Raw genomic sequence first — 16,403 nt, 5'->3', positions numbered from 1 at the left:
GTTACCGTCCCATCGTTGTTTCGGAAGTCGGGGAGGGCGTGGCAGACAGATCGCCCACGCCCACCAGCTCGGTGGGCGGCCCCTGGCTAATGAGCTTACGGAAGCCCTCAATGGTCTTTTCGTCCGGCTCGGGCAGCGTCGCGACCAGCGCATCCAGCAGCGGCGCGTACGGGGAGTCCGCGGCGCGCAGCGCCGTGCGAATCACCTCGATGCCCTCACGGTTCGAGCGCAGCAGGCCCTCGGCCGTGCCCGTCTCGTCGAAGGCCGCGAACTCCAGGACCACTGGCAGGTGATCGGGCAGCTCCTCGCGGTCCATCTCGAAGCCGGCGCGGCGCAGCACCTCCTTGAACGCCAGGATGGCCTGGCCGCGTCCACGGGTGTCGCCGTGCGTGTAGTACGTCAGGCCGAGCGCGCAACGGCGGCGCTGGTCGAACGTCTCCACGTAGGTGGTCTGCATGGCGCGCAGGCCCGCGGCGCGAGCGTAGCTCACGAACGATGCCAGGGCCGACGAGGCCGGCTCCGGCAGGTCCGCCAGAGCCTCCTCGACCGCGTCCAGCTTGGTCTCGAAGTCGTCCCCCGGGTAGTCCAGGAGGAGGGAGACCGCCATGCGCACGCCGCGCGCGTCCTGCGGATCCATCTCCGTCTCCGGAGCGGCCGTAGGAATACGCGGAATGCCGACGAAAGTACTCATCGAACGACCTCAAGGGGGAGCATCTGGCGTCCCTCCGGCGACGAGCCACCCATCGGGCGGTTCGACGTGGCGGGGGCCAGGCCGTGGAAGGCCTCGACGTCGTAGGACACCGGGCAGCCCTCGAGTTCCTTGATGCCGCGCGGCATCTCGGGGTGGGCGGTCGGGATGACGAAGCGGTCGTCGTACTTGGCGATCGACAGCAGTCGGTACATCTCCTTGACCTTCTCCGGGGTCATGCCCACGGAGGCCGGGATCTCCTCGTTCGTCGGGTTGTCGACGAAGACGTCGCGCATGTAGGAGCGCATCGCGGCGAGGCGACGCAGCGCCAGCTCCACGGGAGCCGTGTCTCCGGCCGTGAACAGGCCGGCCAGGTACTCCAGCGGGATACGCATCTGCGAGATGGCGGACAGCAGGACCTTGTGGTCCTCGCCGTCGCTGCCGGACGCGGTCACCTGGTCGACGACCGGGGACAGCGGCGGCACGTACCAGACCATCGGCAGGGTACGGAACTCGGGGTGCAGCGGCAGGGCGACCTCGTACTCGGTGATGAGCTTCCAGATCGGGGACTGCTGGGCGGCCGTGATCCACGAGTGGGGAACGCCGTTGGCCTGAGCCTGGGCGACCACCTGCGGGTCGTTCGGGTCGAGCAGGATCTCGCGCTGGGCGCGGTACAGGTCGCGCTCGTCCTCCTGGGAGGCGGCCCAGGTAACGCGGTCCGCGTCGTAGAGCAGCACGCCCATGTAGCGCAGGCGACCCACGCAGGTCTCCGAGCAGATGGTCGGCTGGCCGACCTCGAGGCGCGGGTAGCACAGCGTGCACTTCTCGGCCTTGCCCGTGTTGTGGTTGAAGTAGACCTTCTTGTAGGGGCAGGCGGACACGCACATGCGCCAGCCGCGGCACTGATCCTGGTCGACCAGGACGATGCCATCCTCGGAGCGCTTGTACATCGCGCCCGAGGGGCACGCCGACACACAGGTCGGGTTCAGGCAGTGCTCGCAGATGCGAGGCAGGTAGAACATGTACGCGTCTTCGATGGTCTTGGCGACCTGGAGGTTCATCTGGTGCAGGACGGGGTCCTGATCCAGGGTCTCCATGGAGCCACCGAGGTCATCGTCCCAGTTCGGGCCCCACTCGGGCTTGTCGATGTGCTCGCCCGTGATCGTGGACTTCGCGCGGGCCGTCGGGATCGCGCGGGAGTTCGCGGGCGCCTGGAGCAGCTTGTCGTACTCGTACGTCCACGGCTCGTAGTAGTCCTTCATGGTCGGCTGCGTCGGGTTCGCGAAGATCTTCGCGAGCGAGGCGACGCGTCCGCCCTGACGGGGAACGAGGCGGCCCGTGGCGGTGCGCTTCCAGCCACCCTTCCACTTCTTCTGGTCCTCCCAGCCGCGGGGGTAGCCCACGCCGGGACGGGTTTCGACGTTGTTGAACCAGATGTACTCGGTGCCCTCGCGGTTCGTCCACACCTGCTTACAGGTGACCGAACAGGTGTGGCAGCCAATGCACTTGTCGAGGTTCATCACCATCGCGATCTGAGCCATGACCTTCATCAGAACTGCACCTCCTGGGAGCGGCGGCGGATAACCGTGACCTCGTCGCGGTTATTGCCGGTGGGACCGTAGTAGTTGAACGCGTAGGCGAACTGCGCGTATCCGCCGGCCAGGTGGCTCGGCTTAATGAAGATTCGGGTCAGCGAGTTGTGCGTACCGCCGCGCTTGCCGGACTCCTCGTTCAGCGGGGTGTTGATCTGGCGATCCTGGGCGTGGTGCATGAACACCGTGCCCTCCGGGATGCGGTGGGAGACAACGGCGCGAGCCGACACGGTGCCGTTACGGTTCTTCGCCTCGATCCACTCGTTGTCGCGCACGCCGATCTTCTCGGCGTCCTGCGGGCTCATCCACACCGTCTGGCCACCACGACCCAGCGTCAGCATGTACGGGTTGTCGTAGTACTGGGAGTGGATGGCCCACTTGTTGTGGACCGTCAGGTAGCGCACCGCGACCTCGGCCTGACCCGGCTGACCGGGACGATGGTCGCCGACGGGGCGCTCACCGTAGATGTGCGCCAGGTCGAGCGGGGGACGGAAGATCGGCAGGGACTCGCCCATGTCCATCATCCAGTCGTGGTCGATGTAGAACTGCGGGCGACCCGTGAGCGTGTGCCACGGCTTGCGGCACTCGACGTTCTGCACGAAGGCGCTGTAGCGGCGTCCGCCGTGCTCGGAGCCCGACCACTCGGGGCTGGTGATGACGCTGCGCGGCTGCAGGACGGTGTCCTGGTAGGTGATCTTCTTTTCTTCGTCACCTTCGGCCAGGAACGCCATCTCGTTGCCGACGCGCTTTTCCAGCGTGCGGAAGCCCTGAACGGCCAGCGAGCCGTTCGTGGTTCCCGAGAAGCGCAGCGCCATGTTCGCCGCCTTGATCGCGGTGTCACACAGGGGCGCACCCTCGCCGGCGTTGCCGTCCATGGGGGCGCGGCCGTTGAGGTCGCCGAGTTCCTTGAAAGCCTCCTGGACGTTGAACGCGACGCCCTTGGCAGCCAGGCCAGCCTTTTCCAAGAGCGGACCCATGCGGTCGAACTTGTAGCCGACCTGCGTGTAGTCACGCTCGATCGGGACCAGCTTCGGCATGGTCTTGCCGGGCGTCCACGTCTGCTCGGGGACGACGCCGCTCGCCATGGTCATGGCGTCCGGGGAGTCGTGACCCAGCGGGACGGCGACGACGTCCGTCTGCGTCCCCAGGTGGTCGGCGGCCAGGCGTCCCACGAGGTGCGCCAGCGTCTGGAACACCTCGAAGTCGGTGCGCGCCTCCCACGGCGGGTTCACGGCCTCGTCGAAGCAGTGCATGAAGGGGTGCATGTCCGTGGAGGACAGGTCGTGCTTCTCGTACCACGTGGCGGCCGGCAGCACGACGTCGGAGTGCAGGGTCGTCGAGGTGTTACGGAAGTCCGCGACCCACATGAGGTCGAGCTTGCCGGGGTGAGCGTCGCGCCAGTTGACGGTCGCGGGACGGTTGCCCTCTTCCAGCTCCTGCGCGTTGACCTCGTTGCCGGTGCCCAGCATGTGGCGCAGGAAGAACTCGGTGCCCTTCGCGGACGATCCGAGCAGGTTCGTGCGCCAGTTCGCGAGGATCTTCGGGACGTTGTGGTGGGCGTCCGGGTCCTCAATCGCGAACTGGAGGCGACCCTCGCGCAGCTCCTGGGACACGTACTGCGCCGGAGCCATGCCGGCCTCGGCAGCCTCGCGACCCAGCTGGGTCGAACCCTTGGAGAACGTCGGGTAGCAGGGCATCCAGCCGCGCTGAACCGACTCGACGAGCGTGTCGACCAGCTGCTTGCCGTCCAGGTGCGAGGACTTGATCGGGTTCGCCATCGCCGAGGCCGGGGCCCCGTCGTAGCGCCACTGGTCGGTGGTCATGTAGTACCAGCCGGTGGAGATCATCTGGCGCGGCGGGCGCGCCCAGTCCAGGGCGAAGGTGAAGGAGCCCCAGCCCATGATCGGGCGGACCTTCTCCTGACCCACGTAGTGGGCCCAACCGCCACCGTTGCGGCCCTGGGTGCCACACATTTCCGTGAGGGCCAGGAACGTCCGGTACATCTGGTCGGAGTGGTAGTAGTGGTTCGTGCCAGCGCCCATGAGGATCATGGAACGGCCCTGCGTCTCGACCGCGTTCTGCGCGAACTCGCGACCGATCTTGATGGCGGCTCCGGCGGGAACCGAGGTGAACTCCTCCTGCCACGCGGGGGTGCCCGGCGTGGAGGCGTCCATGTAGTCGGTGGGCCACTGGCCCGGCAGGCCCTCGCGCTCAACCGCGTAGTGGGCCAGCATGATGTCGTACACGGTCGTCACGAGGCGGCCGTTGACGCGGCGCGCGGGCACGCCACGCTTCACGTAGCCGCCACCGACCGAGGCCTGACCGTCAGCTGCCGGCAGGTCGAAGCGCGGCAGGGCGATCAGGGCGGCTTCCCACTCGTCCGTGTCCATGATGGACATGACCGGCTCGACACCCTCGAGGTTGAGGTTCCAGTGGCCTGCGCCCTCCTCGCCGAAGCGATCGGCGAGCGTGCCACCCGGGTCCTTGACCGTGCCGTCGGCCTCGATAACGAGGGGACGGAACTCGTTGTTCTCGGTGCGCTCGGTCGTGCCCTCGGGCATCTTGGCGGCCGTGAGGAACTTGCCGGGTACCAGCGTCGTCGGGGCGACGCCCTCGTGGGCACCCTCGCCGACCTCGCCGATCTCCACCAGGAACGGGCCGTCGGTGTAGCGCTTCATGTAATCGAGGAACATGGGCTCGCGCTTGCCGACGTGGAATTCCTTGAGGATGACGTGACCCATGGCCTGGGCCAGGGCGCCGTCCGTGCCGGGCTGGACGCGCAACCAGTCGTCCGCGAACTTCGTGTTGTCCGCGAAGTCTGGGGACACGACGACGACCTTCTGGCCGTGGTAGCGGGCCTCGGCCATGAAGTGGGCGTCGGGGGTACGGGTCAGCGGCAGGTTGGTGCCCCACATGATGAGGTACTGCGAGTTGAACCAGTCGCCGGCCTCGGGCACGTCGGTCTGGTCGCCGAAGACCTGCGGGGAGGCCGGCGGGAGGTCCGCGTACCAGTCGTAGAAGGACAGCATGGTGCCGCCGATGAGCTCGTGGAAGCGGGCGCCCGCACCGTAGGAGATCATCGACATGGCGGGGATCACCGAGAAGCCGGCGATTCGGTCCGGGCCGTACTGCTTGATCGTGTGCACGTAGGCGGAGGCGACGATCTCCATCGCCTCTTCCCAGGACACGCGGACCATGCCGCCGCGGCCACGCTGCGACTTGTAGGCACGCGCCTTCTCCGGGTCCTCAACGACCTCGGCCCACGCGTCGACCGGATCGCCGAGGCGCTTCTTGGCCTCGCGGAACATGTCGAGGAGGACGCCGCGCACGTAGGGGTACTTGATGCGGGTCGGCGAGTACTCGTACCACGAGAACGCCGCGCCACGCGGGCAGCCGCGGGGCTCGTACTCGGGCATGTCCGCGCCGGTCGACGGGTAGTCAGTCTGCTGGGTTTCCCAGGTGATGACGCCGTCCTTGACGTAGATCTTCCACGAGCACGAGCCCGTGCAGTTCACGCCATGGGTGGAGCGCACGATCTTGTCGTAGCTCCAGCGCTCGCGGTAGAAGGAGTCGCCTTCGCGGCCGCCGTCAAGGAAGAGCTGGCGCGCGTCGGCGGACGCCTTGCCGCGACGCAGCCACGAGCCGAGCGCGAACAGGGTCGCGCCGGTTGCGGGCTTGACCTCGCCGCCGTAGGTCGGGAAGGTCATGTCGGATTCGAGATTCGTCATGGGGTGCTCCTAAGAGTCGATTGACGAGGCAGTGGCAGGTCCGTTGGCACCGCGCAGTGCCGGGTGGATCAGCCGGGGAACGGGGCGTTCTTGCGCGCGTACATGATCCAGCACAGGACCGAGCACAGGGCGCAGAAGATAGCGCAGCCCGCGAAGAAGACCGGGGCGCTGATGGCGGAGAGCGCGACGCCGACCAGGAAGGGGCCGAGGGACGCGATCGCCGAGGTGAAGCCGATGGCACCGCCAGCCTGGCGGGCCGGCATGATCATCGGCATCTGCTTGAAGGTACCGGCGTTACCGAAGCCGGAGAACAGGAACATGGTGAGCATGAGCGCCATGAAGATGTAGAAGTCGGTCCAACCGGTGGGGTTGGTCAGCACCCAGGCGACACCGCCCAGGGTGATGGCCATGCCGACGCCGGAGATGAAGGTCCAGATGGCGCCGCCCATGCGGTCGCAGAAGATGCCCCAGGACATGCGGATGACCGAGCCGATGAGGGGGCCAAGGAAGGCGAAGGTCGCGCCCTTGACGCCCAGCTCGAGGGGGGAGGAAGCGCCGAACTGGTTGTTGATGAGCAGGCCGAAGACGGCGGAGAAACCGGAGAACAGGCCGAAGGTCATGACGTAGAGGATGGTCATGTACCAGGTGTTGGGGTTGGAGAAGATGTCCAGCTGCTGCTTGATGTTGGCCTTGACGGGCACGTCGCGCAGCCAGATGAAGGCGAGGATCGCCGCGAGGATGCACCACGGAATGAAGAAGGCTGCGGCGTTGTAGACCCAGATCTCCTGGCCGGCGGCTTCGCCGGCGACCTGCCTCTGGGGCGCCAGCCAGGTCATGCCGACCAGGCCGAAGCCCATGAGGATGGGGCCGACCAGCTGGATGACGGACATGCCGAGGTTACCGATGCCACCCTGCAGGCCCAGGGCCGTGCCGGCGAGACGCTTGGGGAAGAAGTAGCCGGTGGAGGCCATGTAGCCGGAGAACGCGCCGCCGCCGATGCCACACATGAAGGCAAGGGCCAGCAGGACCCCGTAGGGGGTCGTGTTGTCCTGGACGACGTAGAACCAGCCCGCCATGGGCAGGATGCACAGCAGGGAGGTAATACCGACGAGCTTGCGGGTGCCGATGAGCGGGGGCAGGAACATGTAGATGAGGCGCAGGATGCCGGCGGCCAGGCCCGGCAGGGCAGTCAGCCAGTAGAGCTGCGACTTGTCCAGGTTGAAGCCGAGGGCGTTCAGCTTGGGCGCGATCGCGCTGGGCAGGAACCATACGCAGAAGGCCAGGATCAGCGAGTAGGTCGTGATCCACAGCGTGCGCCACGCGAGTTTCGAGTCCCACTTGGACTCATCGTTGGGGTTCCAGTCAGTGAGCAGGTAGCGGCTCTTCTTGGCCGCGGGGTCGGTCGCGCTCATGGCTCTCCTCGTGTCTGAAGGGAGTCCGGGCGCGGGCATGCGCCGGACGTTCTTTAACACGGAGGCTACCAATTGAAATGACGTAACCCACACGAACTCATTGGGACGTGCATCACCCCTGCAAGCACTAGGAAAAGTCCCCCCGCCAGGGACGTTCTTCCCGTGAACAAACAAGCAATTTACCGCTGTTAGAAAACACCGGTGTCACGAAATTAGTGGGAGGTTACCCACCAATACGGCTCATGGTGCGCGACGCGCGAGCAAAGGTGTCGATATTGAGCCCGTGCGCAGCCGGCTTCGCCCACATAGCGTCGGCCCATCGGGCGGCGATCTGCGCATCGTCCCCGCCACCCCGCAGCAGGTCACGCAGCGAGGTCTCTTCGGTGGAGAACAGGCAGGATCGCACCATGCCGTCCGAGGTCAGGCGGGTGCGGTCACACGCGCTGCAGAAGGGGTCGGACACGGAGGCGATAACTCCGAGGCGCTTCGTCGGGTCACCATCCACGATCCAGCGTCCCGCCGGCGAATGCGGGTCCTCGCGCGGCGCGGGGGTCAGCGCGTGGCGAGTGCCCATGATGTGCAGGATCTCGTCGGCAGTCAGGATGTGCTGGCGATCCCACGTGTCCGGCGGGCCGATCGGCATCTGCTCGATGACGCGCAGCTCGATGCCCCGGTCCAGGCAGTAGTCGACCAGGTCGGGCAGGTCGGCCTCGTTCATGCCGCGCAGGACGAGGGCGTTGACCTTGATGGGGCTCAGCCCGGCGCGGGCGGCGGCCTCGATGCCCTCCAGGACATCGCCGAGGCGGTCGCGGCGGGTGATCGCCGCGAAGTGCTCGGGGTCCAGGGAATCAAGCGAAATGTTGACGCGGTTCAGGCCCGCATCCCTCAAGCCCTGGGCTCGCTTGGCCAGGCCGAGCGCGTTCGTCGTGAGGGCCAGGTCGAGCGGCTCCCCCTCGTCGGTGCGCATATGGGAGCACGCTTCGATGATCCCCTCGAGGCCTCGGCGCAGGAGGGGTTCCCCGCCGGTGAAGCGGACCTGGCGGATCCCGAGCCGCTCGACGCCAACGCGCACGAGGCGCACGACCTCGTCGTCCGTCAGGGTTTCCTCGGTGGGCAGCCAGTCCAGGCCTTCGGGGGGCATGCAGTAGGAACAGCGCAGATTGCAGCGGTCGGTGAGCGACACGCGCAGGTCGCGGGCCACGCGTCCGAAGGTGTCGACGAGCCGCAGCGGCGCGTCGCACGCCACCGCATCTGCCGCCTGAGAGGCGGAAACGAACTCGACAGACATGGCGCAACCCTACCGCGATTTGCCCTGTGTTCGCCCCTCGAAAAACCGAGCGCGAACGGTGACACGCAGCCCCTGCCTCGTCGCTGAGAGAAACGAGACAGCGGCCGGCGCTGACGAACTGGCGGACTTGACGGCTACCGTTGCCCCACGACCAATGCACCAATCACGAGGAGAAACATGCGCGCCGCCGTCATGCACGAGCCCGGCAACGTCACCGTCGAAGACATGCCGATGCCCACCATCCTGGAACCCACGGACGCCATCATCAAGCTGGCGGCCACCTGCATCTGTGGCTCCGACCTGTGGCCCTACCGCGGATCGGAGCCGGTCCACGAGCAGCGCATGGGCCACGAGTACGTCGGAACAGTCGTCGAGGTGGGCGCGGCCGTCACGACCGTCAAGCCCGGCGACTTCGTCGTGGGTTCGTTCTGTATCTCCTGCGGCGAGTGCGCGACCTGCCGCTCCGGCTACCCCTCGCGCTGCACGACCGCCGCAGCCCAGGGCGACGCCTTCATCGGTATGCGCGCAGGCGGCACACAGGCCGAGTACGCTCGAATTCCCCTCGCGGACGGCACCCTAGTGAAGACGCCCGAAGCCCCCACGCCCGAACAGCTCCCCTCGCTCCTGGCCGCCTCCGACGTTCTCGGCACCGGCTGGTTCGCCGCCGACGAGGCCGGGGCCGCCCCCGGGAAGACCATCGTCGTCGTGGGTGACGGCGCCGTGGGCCTGGGCGCAATCATTGGCGCCAAGCAGCTGGGTGCATCCCGCATCATCGCGATGTCGCGCCACGCGGACCGCCAGGCGCTGGCCCGCGAGTTCGGAGCGACCGACGTCGTCGAAGAGCGCGGCGAGGAGGGCATCGCGCGCATCAAGGAACTGACCGACGGCCTGGGCGCCGATGGTGTCGTCGAGGCGGTGGGCAACGAGGCGTCCTTCGATCAGGCGCTCGGCTGCGTGCGCCCCGGTGGTCACCTGTCCTTCGTGGGCGTTCCCCACGGCGTCTCCCTGGATATGAGCCGCATGTTCGCCGCCGAGGTGCACATGTTCGGCGGGCCGGCCGCCGTGCGCAAGTATCTGCCCACCATGATCGACCTGATCTACCGCGGCGAGATCAACCCAGGTACCGTCTTCGACCTGGTCCTGCCGCTTGAGCAGGCCGCCGAGGGCTACGCCGCGATGGATGAGCGTCGCGCCACGAAGGTGATGCTCACCGTCTGATTCTGTTGCACGCCAGCGGTCTCGTGGGCTTCTGATCCGAACGCCGCCATAACGACCGCGTCCGTGCAGTCACATGCTGCACAGCTTCGTTGCCCGGGCAGCCCCGCCACCTCGCGGGGCTGCCCGGTGTCGTTTGCACGCAACGCCACCGACTGAGACTCCACGAGGGGGTTTTGCACTACACGAAGCCTCCCACCGGCGTGTCGCCGGCGTGTCGAACCGCCTTGTAGTGCAATTCCCCCCGTGCTCCCACTGCCGAACCCACCCCACGCCTCGTCCCGCCACAGCCTCCACCCAGCCATCGAAGGCGCGCCAGGTGGCCCAAATGAGGGTTTTGCACTACACCAAGCCTCCCAACGGAGTGTCGCCGGCGTATCGAACCGCCTTGTAGTGCAATTCCCCCCGTGCTCCCACTGCCGAACCCACCCCACGCCTCGTGACACCACGCACAAACGGCGCACCGATGCACCCAAACCCGCGCACCGCCGAGCCACACATGAACATCATTAATGATCAAATAAAATTAGAAGCATCAAACCGCACCGAATTGAAACGTAAAGCTCTAGAATTCACTCATGAGCCAAGAAGTCAGGGGCAACGACGCTCCTTTCGTCCTCGACGCCGTTGAACGCGCGATCATTCGCGTGCCGCGCTCCAGTCACCACGGCCTCACAAAGATACCGACGGCTGTAAGAATCGCGGGCAGGACGTACCTCGATCTCGCGCGCCTCGAGGGCATAGACGCCAGCCAGCTTCCGGAGGTCATGCTCGCCGCACGCCTCTATCACCTCGCGCACACGCACCGTGCCATGGTGGTCACCGGACAATGCGCACTGTGGGCACACGGATACGGGTCCGTCCCTCGCATACCTGCGCTCACTATTGCTTCCTCAACGTCAACCCATTCGGTCCAACTACCCGCAGTCTCAGTCGGCACGCATCATTTCGAGCCGATAACGATCACACCGAGTCGCGTTCGTCGATTACCGCCAACCGCCGACGCACGTGGCCTCCACATCGAAAGCCTCGAAGCAGCGCAGATCACCGTCGCACGAACATCACCGAACCGGAGAGCTGCCTTCACCCAGCTCTGCATGATCGGTAATGCCTTCACTCACTTCGATAACTTCCACCTCACAGACTCACGCCGACACGAGAAGTACTGGAAAGAGTTACTGAGCGTAGAGCTTACGCGTCTGGGCAATAGGGCTCGGGGCCGCTCTCAAGCGCAGTGGATCATCGCCCATGCTGATGCCGGATGCGCCTCCCCCGGAGAAGCACGCGTGCTGTATGAGCTGTGCGCAGCAGGCCTCACCGGCATGCGCACACAGGTCGAGGTCCACACGCGGGGCCGTCGTTACTTCATCGATTGCGCCTTCCCCGCCGAGAAAGTCGGCATTGAGTTCGACGGACGCGCCAAATACGGTGATAACCCGGGCAGTATTCACGCCTCACTCGCCCGCGAGCGCGAACGCCAACGCCACCTCGAGGCCGAGGGCTGGCACATTATCCGCGTCGGATGGCACGATCTGGACCACCCCGATGAGCTTGTTGCGCAGGTCCGCGCGGCGCTCGCCGCGCGCCTTGGGTGAGACGAGGTGAGAACTGGGTTGAGACGACGTGAGAGCTGTCGACCCAACGGGGGTTTTGCACTACACCAAGCCTCCCAACGGCGCGTCGCCGGCGTGTCGAACCGCCTTGTAGTGCAATTCCCCCCGTACTCCCACTGCCGAACCCGGCCCACGCCTCGTCCACGCGCGCGGGGCAACCGACCACGCAGCGCACACACGACCGCCATCCCGTCACGATGCCCAGGCTGACACAAGTGCCGACACAAGTACCGACCGACACCGTCGCACCACCCGCCATCCGCCGCCTACGCCCCTCCCCCACGCCACCTGGCTCTACACTGGACACATGCACGATCCCACCTTGTCTACCGCGCAGCATCGCGAGCTGATCGAGGCGCTGGCGCATAGTCATGTCCTCCCTCACGACACGCTTCCCGTCGAGGAGTGCCTGGGTCGCCGCCTGGCGGTCGACGTCCGCTCGCTGATCCCGCTGCCGCCGTTCACGAACTCCGCGATGGACGGGTTCGCGGTGCGTCGCGAGGACCTGGCGGGCGAGGGCCCGTGGACCCTGCCCGTCGCCGGTGATATTCCGGCGGGCGACACCCGCGACAATCGCCTTGAGGCGGGGCAGGCGTGGCGCATCATGACGGGCGCCCCCATCCCGGCTGGCGCGGATACCGTCGTGAAGGTCGAGCAGACGGATCATGCGGCGGGCATCGCGCAGGCGCCCGAGACGGTGGAGATCCGCGTTGCCCCGAAGCTGGGCGAGAACGTGCGTGTTGCCGGCGAGGCCCTCGCGGCTGGCTCCCCGGTCCTGGAGGCGGGACGCGTCCTGGATGGGGCGGCGCTGGCGGCCGCGACCTCGGTCGGGCACGGCACCCTGACGGTTCTGCCCCGGCCCCGCGTCATCGTCGTGTCGACGGGCACGGAACTCAAGCGCGCCGGCGAGGCCCTCGAGCGCGGCCAGATTCCCGATTCGAATGGCATCCTGCTGCGCGGCCTCGTCGAGGAGGCCGGCGGGCAGGTCGTCGCTCACCTGCGCACGGGTGACACCCCGGCCGAACTGCGCCACGCCCTCGACACGGCACCCGAGGCCGACCTGGTCCTGACCGCCGGCGGCATTTCGGCGGGCGCGTACGAGGTCGTGCGTCTCACCCTCGGCACGGACGCAGGATTCCACCACGTCGCTCAGCAGCCGGGCGGCCCGCAGGGCGTGGGGTCCACGCCGGTGGGCCCGGGCGGCCGCCAGACGCCGATCATCTGCCTGCCGGGCAACCCGGTGTCGGTCTTTACGACGTTCCACATGTACGTCGCGGGTGCGCTGGCGGTCATGTCGGGCCTCGTCGCCCCCGAGCGCGGCGCGACCGCCCCGAGCGGCATCCACGCCCGCGCGCGCACCAGGTGGGACTCCCCGTCCGGAAAGACGCAGTTCATCCCGCTTCGCTTCGTCTCCGCCCCCGGGCACGAGGCCGGGGCCCGCACCGGGGACGAGGCCGGGACCCGCTGGGTGGAGCCGGTGCACTCCCTGGGGTCGAAGTCGCACCTGGTGGCTTCGCTGGCGAACGCGGAGGCAATCGGCGTGGTCGCGCCGGAGATCGAGACGGTCGAGGCGGGCCAGGAGCTGGCGGTCGTCCCGCTCGTAGGCTGACCCCGCTGCCCGTAAGAGCTCACCCCGCTGCTCAGACATAACGAAAGGAAATCCGTGAAGTTTACACACCTGAACGAGGACGGTGCCGCCTACATGGTGGACGTGACCGCGAAGAATCCGACGGTGCGCCAGGCGAGCGCCGTGTGCCGCGTGGATTGCTCACCCGAGGTCATGCAAGCCCTGCGTGACGGCACAGTCCCGAAGGGCGACGTCCTGGCGGTGGCGCGCGTGGCCGGCATTTCGGCGGCGAAGCGCGTCCCCGAGCTGCTGCCCCTCGCACACACGATCGGCGTGCACGGCTGCGCGGTGGACCTGAGCCTGGAGGACGATCACGTGGCGATTCGCGCGACCGTGCGCACGGCTGACCGCACGGGCGTGGAGATGGAGGCGCTGACCTCGGTGACGGTGGCGGCTCTCGCGATCGTGGACATGGTCAAGGGTGTGGATCGCTCGGCCCGCATCCGCGAGGCGAAGATCGTGGCGAAGTCGGGCGGTCGCAGCGGCGACTGGGTGCGCCCGGAGGACCCGCAGGACTGAGACGCCCCGAAACGTACGCCGTCACGTACGCAGGCCGCCCGAAGCGCACGCGCCGGGCGGCCTCGTCGTATCAGCGGGTTGATCAGGCTCGCGGGTGGTCGCCGCCCGCGAGCTGGTCGATGATGTGGGCGACGAGCGGGCCGATGACGGTCACGGCATCGGTGACACCACCGCGGGAGCCGGGGGCATTCACGACGAGGGCGCCCTCGGGCGAACGCGCGGTGACGCCAACAAGGCCTCGCGAGAGGGCGGCGGAGACGACCTTTTCTTCACCGCGGCGCCGAATCGCGTCGGTGAGGCCGTCGATGCGCGTCACGAGGAGCGGCTCGGTCGCCTCGGGGGTGACGTCGCGGGGCGCGAGGCCGGTGCCGCCGGTCGTGAAGACGAAGCGGGCGCCGTCCTCGACGGCTGCGGTGATCGCTGCGCGGATGGCGTCGACCTCGTCGGGGACGATCTCGACCGACGCCTCGATGTCGTGGTCTGCGAGGAGGCGCGCGGCGAGGGGCCCGGAGAGGTCCTCGGCGACGCCGGCGGAACAGCGGTCGGAGACAGTGATGACGCGTGCGGGAATCATGTCAGTGGCGGGCGTTGCCGCGGCGACGCCCGGAGCGGCGCACGCGGATCCCGGAGGTAATGGGGTCGACGTCGTTGAACTGGCGCGGGGAGAGCTCGTAGTCGACGCGGCGCGCGGGCTCGGGTTCGAACGCCTGCGGGAGGGGACGCTGCGGGCGCTCGTTCACACGCTTCTGGGCACGCTGGGGGAATACGGGCGGCGCGGGAATCGGCTCGTCCGCGACGGTCGCGGGCGCGGCGGCCGGAGGCCGGGGCGTACTCTCACGCAGCGGCTGGGCGAGCGGGCGGCCGGGCTGCGCGGGCGTGTAGAGTCCCTCGGGCACGGTCGCGGTGGGGCGCACGTGGACGGGGCGGATTTGGGGGACGGATTTGGTGACGGGGCCGCGTGTGGTGTCGGGCGACACGGCGGGCATGACGGGGGCGGCGCTGCGGTAGGGCGGCTGCGAGGGCGGGGTCTGCGTCGCGGGCGCAACACTTTCGCCCGCGGGGATGTCGGCGGGGTTGTCGGCGTTGCCGGAGACACGCTCGGAGAAGGGGCGGCCCGCCCGACGAGGCAGGGGCGAGGCCTCGGTCCCACGGTGACGGCTGGGCGTGTGCGCGGAGTGCGAGGGTGCCGCCGGAGCAGAGGAGACCGCAGCAGCGGAGACCGGGGCTTCGGGCGTCACGAGCTGAGCGGGAACGCCCTCGTGGCGAGGCGCATTCTCGAGCGCGGGCTTCTCGGCGCGGACCGCCGCGGGCACCTCGTCCTCCTCGTAGGGGACAACGGGGGGCGCGGGGATAGCGTCGGGCTCGTGGACGGGGGCCTGGACGACGGGCATTTCGTCGGCACTGCGGCAACCGAGGAAAAAGGAACGCAGCTGCATGGCGGCCTCTTGGGCGAGAACTCCGCCGAACACCTCGGTCGGGTGGGGCATGCGGGCGTCGCGCAGGACGTCGCGCAGGGAGCCAGCGGCACCTGCCTTCGGGTCCCACGCGCCGAAGACAACGCGGTCGACGCGGGAGGCGAGAATGGCACCCGCGCACATCGTGCAAGGTTCGAGGGTGACGACGAGCGTGCAGCCCGTCAGACGCCAGGTTCCCCTGGCGCGACCAGCCTCACGCAGCGCGACAATTTCGGCGTGACCAGCGGGATCGTGGTGCGCCTCGCGGCAGTTCCACCCGCGGCCGATGATCCGGCCGTTTTCGTCGACGACGACGGCCCCGACGGGGACATCTCCCGTCTCGCGGGCGCGGTTGGCCAGGAAAAGGGCCTTCCCCATTGCTTCGCGGTACTGCTCATTCACGGTCACACTACTAGCTTACCGGCCAAATCAGTGTTGGGATAGTTGGAGTCCACAGTGGCTTGTGAGCTTCATGTGACGCGTGAGTCGACGTTGCCCGGATCCGGACGCGGTGCCCACCCCACCGACAGTCGCGCGGATCAGAGCTGACCGGCCACGGCCTCGTCCCCGACGCACCAGGGTGCACATCCACCGGCGGACAAGGTAGCCTATAACCATGCGCCTCCACGTTGCCAATCACCCCCTGATCACCCACAAGCTCACCGTTCTGCGCGATCGCGAAACGCCGTCGGCGACGTTCCGCCAGCTCGTGGACGAACTGGTCACTCTGCTCGCCTACGAGGCGACCCGCGAGGTGGCCGTCACCGAGACCCCCATCGAGACCCCCGTTGCCCCCACGGTCGGCCTGAAGCTCTCCGAGCCTCGCCCGATCGTGGTCCCCGTCCTGCGCGCAGGCCTGGGCATGCTCGAGGGCATGACCCGCATGCTGCCCACGGCCGAGGTTGGCTTCCTGGGCATGCGCCGCGACGAGGACACCCTGGAGATCGAGACCTACGCGAACCGCCTGCCCGACGACCTGTCGGGCCGCCAGTGCTTCATTCTCGACCCCATGCTGGCCACCGGTCACACCATGGTCGCCGCCACCAACTACCTCTTCGAGCGCGGCACGAAGGACGTAACCTGCGTGTGCATCCTGGCCGCTCCCGAGGGCATCAAGACGCTCGAGGACGCGATCGGCGACCGCGCCGACGTGAACGTGGTCGTCGCAGCAGTCGACGATCACCTCAACGAGAAGTCCTACATCGTCCCCGGCCTGGGCGACGCGGGCGACCGCCTGTACGGCATCATCGACTGACGGACGTTCTCA

The 16,403-nt window shown here is 67.8% G+C and carries 12 protein-coding genes; 5 read left to right on the top strand and 7 right to left on the bottom strand.

Annotated features, from left to right (window positions below; translation table 11 throughout):
• Window position 1: 1 nt before the first annotated feature.
• The 5 genes from narJ to moaA form a co-directional block, all read right to left on the bottom strand.
• On the bottom strand, window positions 2–691 hold the full coding sequence (narJ, locus tag O3656_RS06800; RefSeq protein WP_500063225.1) for a nitrate reductase molybdenum cofactor assembly chaperone: 690 nt from the start codon (window positions 689–691) through the stop codon (window positions 2–4).
• Entirely contained in the window at window positions 688–2,238 is a 1,551-nt protein-coding gene (narH, locus tag O3656_RS06795) for a nitrate reductase subunit beta (RefSeq protein WP_296532618.1), read from the bottom strand. The genes narJ and narH overlap by 4 nt, the downstream gene beginning before the upstream one ends.
• The gene (locus tag O3656_RS06790) at window positions 2,238–6,008 is read right to left on the bottom strand and encodes a nitrate reductase subunit alpha (RefSeq protein ID WP_500063224.1); all 3,771 of its coding nucleotides are present in this window, start codon (window positions 6,006–6,008) and stop codon (window positions 2,238–2,240) included. The genes narH and O3656_RS06790 overlap by 1 nt, the downstream gene beginning before the upstream one ends.
• Before the next feature lie 68 nt (window positions 6,009–6,076).
• Window positions 6,077–7,420, bottom strand: coding sequence for an MFS transporter (locus tag O3656_RS06785; RefSeq protein ID WP_500063223.1), 1,344 nt, complete (start codon window positions 7,418–7,420; stop codon window positions 6,077–6,079).
• A gap of 223 nt (window positions 7,421–7,643) precedes the next feature.
• Window positions 7,644–8,708, bottom strand: a complete 1,065-nt coding sequence (gene moaA, locus O3656_RS06780) for a GTP 3',8-cyclase MoaA (RefSeq protein ID WP_500063222.1) — start codon at window positions 8,706–8,708, stop codon at window positions 7,644–7,646.
• Between the two features lie 177 nt (window positions 8,709–8,885).
• On the opposite strand from moaA, the gene O3656_RS06775 reads away from it, so the two are divergent.
• The 4 genes from O3656_RS06775 (at window position 8,886) to moaC (ending at window position 13,682) form a co-directional block, all read left to right on the top strand.
• Entirely contained in the window at window positions 8,886–9,926 is a 1,041-nt protein-coding gene (locus O3656_RS06775; RefSeq protein WP_500063221.1) for a zinc-dependent alcohol dehydrogenase family protein, read from the top strand.
• A gap of 575 nt (window positions 9,927–10,501) precedes the next feature.
• On the top strand, window positions 10,502–11,518 hold the full coding sequence (locus tag O3656_RS06770) for an endonuclease domain-containing protein (RefSeq protein ID WP_500063220.1): 1,017 nt from the start codon (window positions 10,502–10,504) through the stop codon (window positions 11,516–11,518).
• A gap of 325 nt (window positions 11,519–11,843) precedes the next feature.
• The gene (locus O3656_RS06765; protein ID WP_500063219.1) at window positions 11,844–13,145 is read left to right on the top strand and encodes a molybdopterin molybdotransferase MoeA; all 1,302 of its coding nucleotides are present in this window, start codon (window positions 11,844–11,846) and stop codon (window positions 13,143–13,145) included.
• Window positions 13,146–13,199: 54 nt separating this feature from the next.
• A complete protein-coding gene (gene moaC / locus O3656_RS06760; protein ID WP_003791807.1) occupies window positions 13,200–13,682 on the top strand; it encodes a cyclic pyranopterin monophosphate synthase MoaC in 483 nt (160 codons plus the stop codon).
• Window positions 13,683–13,764: 82 nt separating this feature from the next.
• Here the strand turns inward: moaC and O3656_RS06755 are convergent, their stop codons facing one another.
• Together O3656_RS06755 and tadA are read right to left on the bottom strand one after the other, a co-directional pair.
• On the bottom strand, window positions 13,765–14,256 hold the full coding sequence (locus O3656_RS06755; protein ID WP_500063218.1) for a MogA/MoaB family molybdenum cofactor biosynthesis protein: 492 nt from the start codon (window positions 14,254–14,256) through the stop codon (window positions 13,765–13,767).
• Window position 14,257: 1 nt separating this feature from the next.
• Window positions 14,258–15,544 (bottom strand): tRNA adenosine(34) deaminase TadA, encoded by a 1,287-nt coding sequence (tadA, locus tag O3656_RS06750; protein ID WP_500063217.1) that lies wholly within the window; start codon window positions 15,542–15,544, stop codon window positions 14,258–14,260.
• 208 nt (window positions 15,545–15,752) lie between these two features.
• Between tadA and upp the strand changes: the two genes are divergently transcribed.
• Window positions 15,753–16,391 (top strand): uracil phosphoribosyltransferase, encoded by a 639-nt coding sequence (upp, locus tag O3656_RS06745; RefSeq protein ID WP_500063216.1) that lies wholly within the window; start codon window positions 15,753–15,755, stop codon window positions 16,389–16,391.
• Window positions 16,392–16,403 lie beyond the last annotated feature (12 nt).

This window comes from Pauljensenia sp. 27098_8_83 (assembly GCF_041432695.1).
GTDB lineage: Bacteria > Actinomycetota > Actinomycetes > Actinomycetales > Actinomycetaceae > Pauljensenia.
The sequence above is the reverse complement of the archived record's forward strand: the minus strand, read 5'-3'. Positions and strand labels throughout refer to the sequence as shown.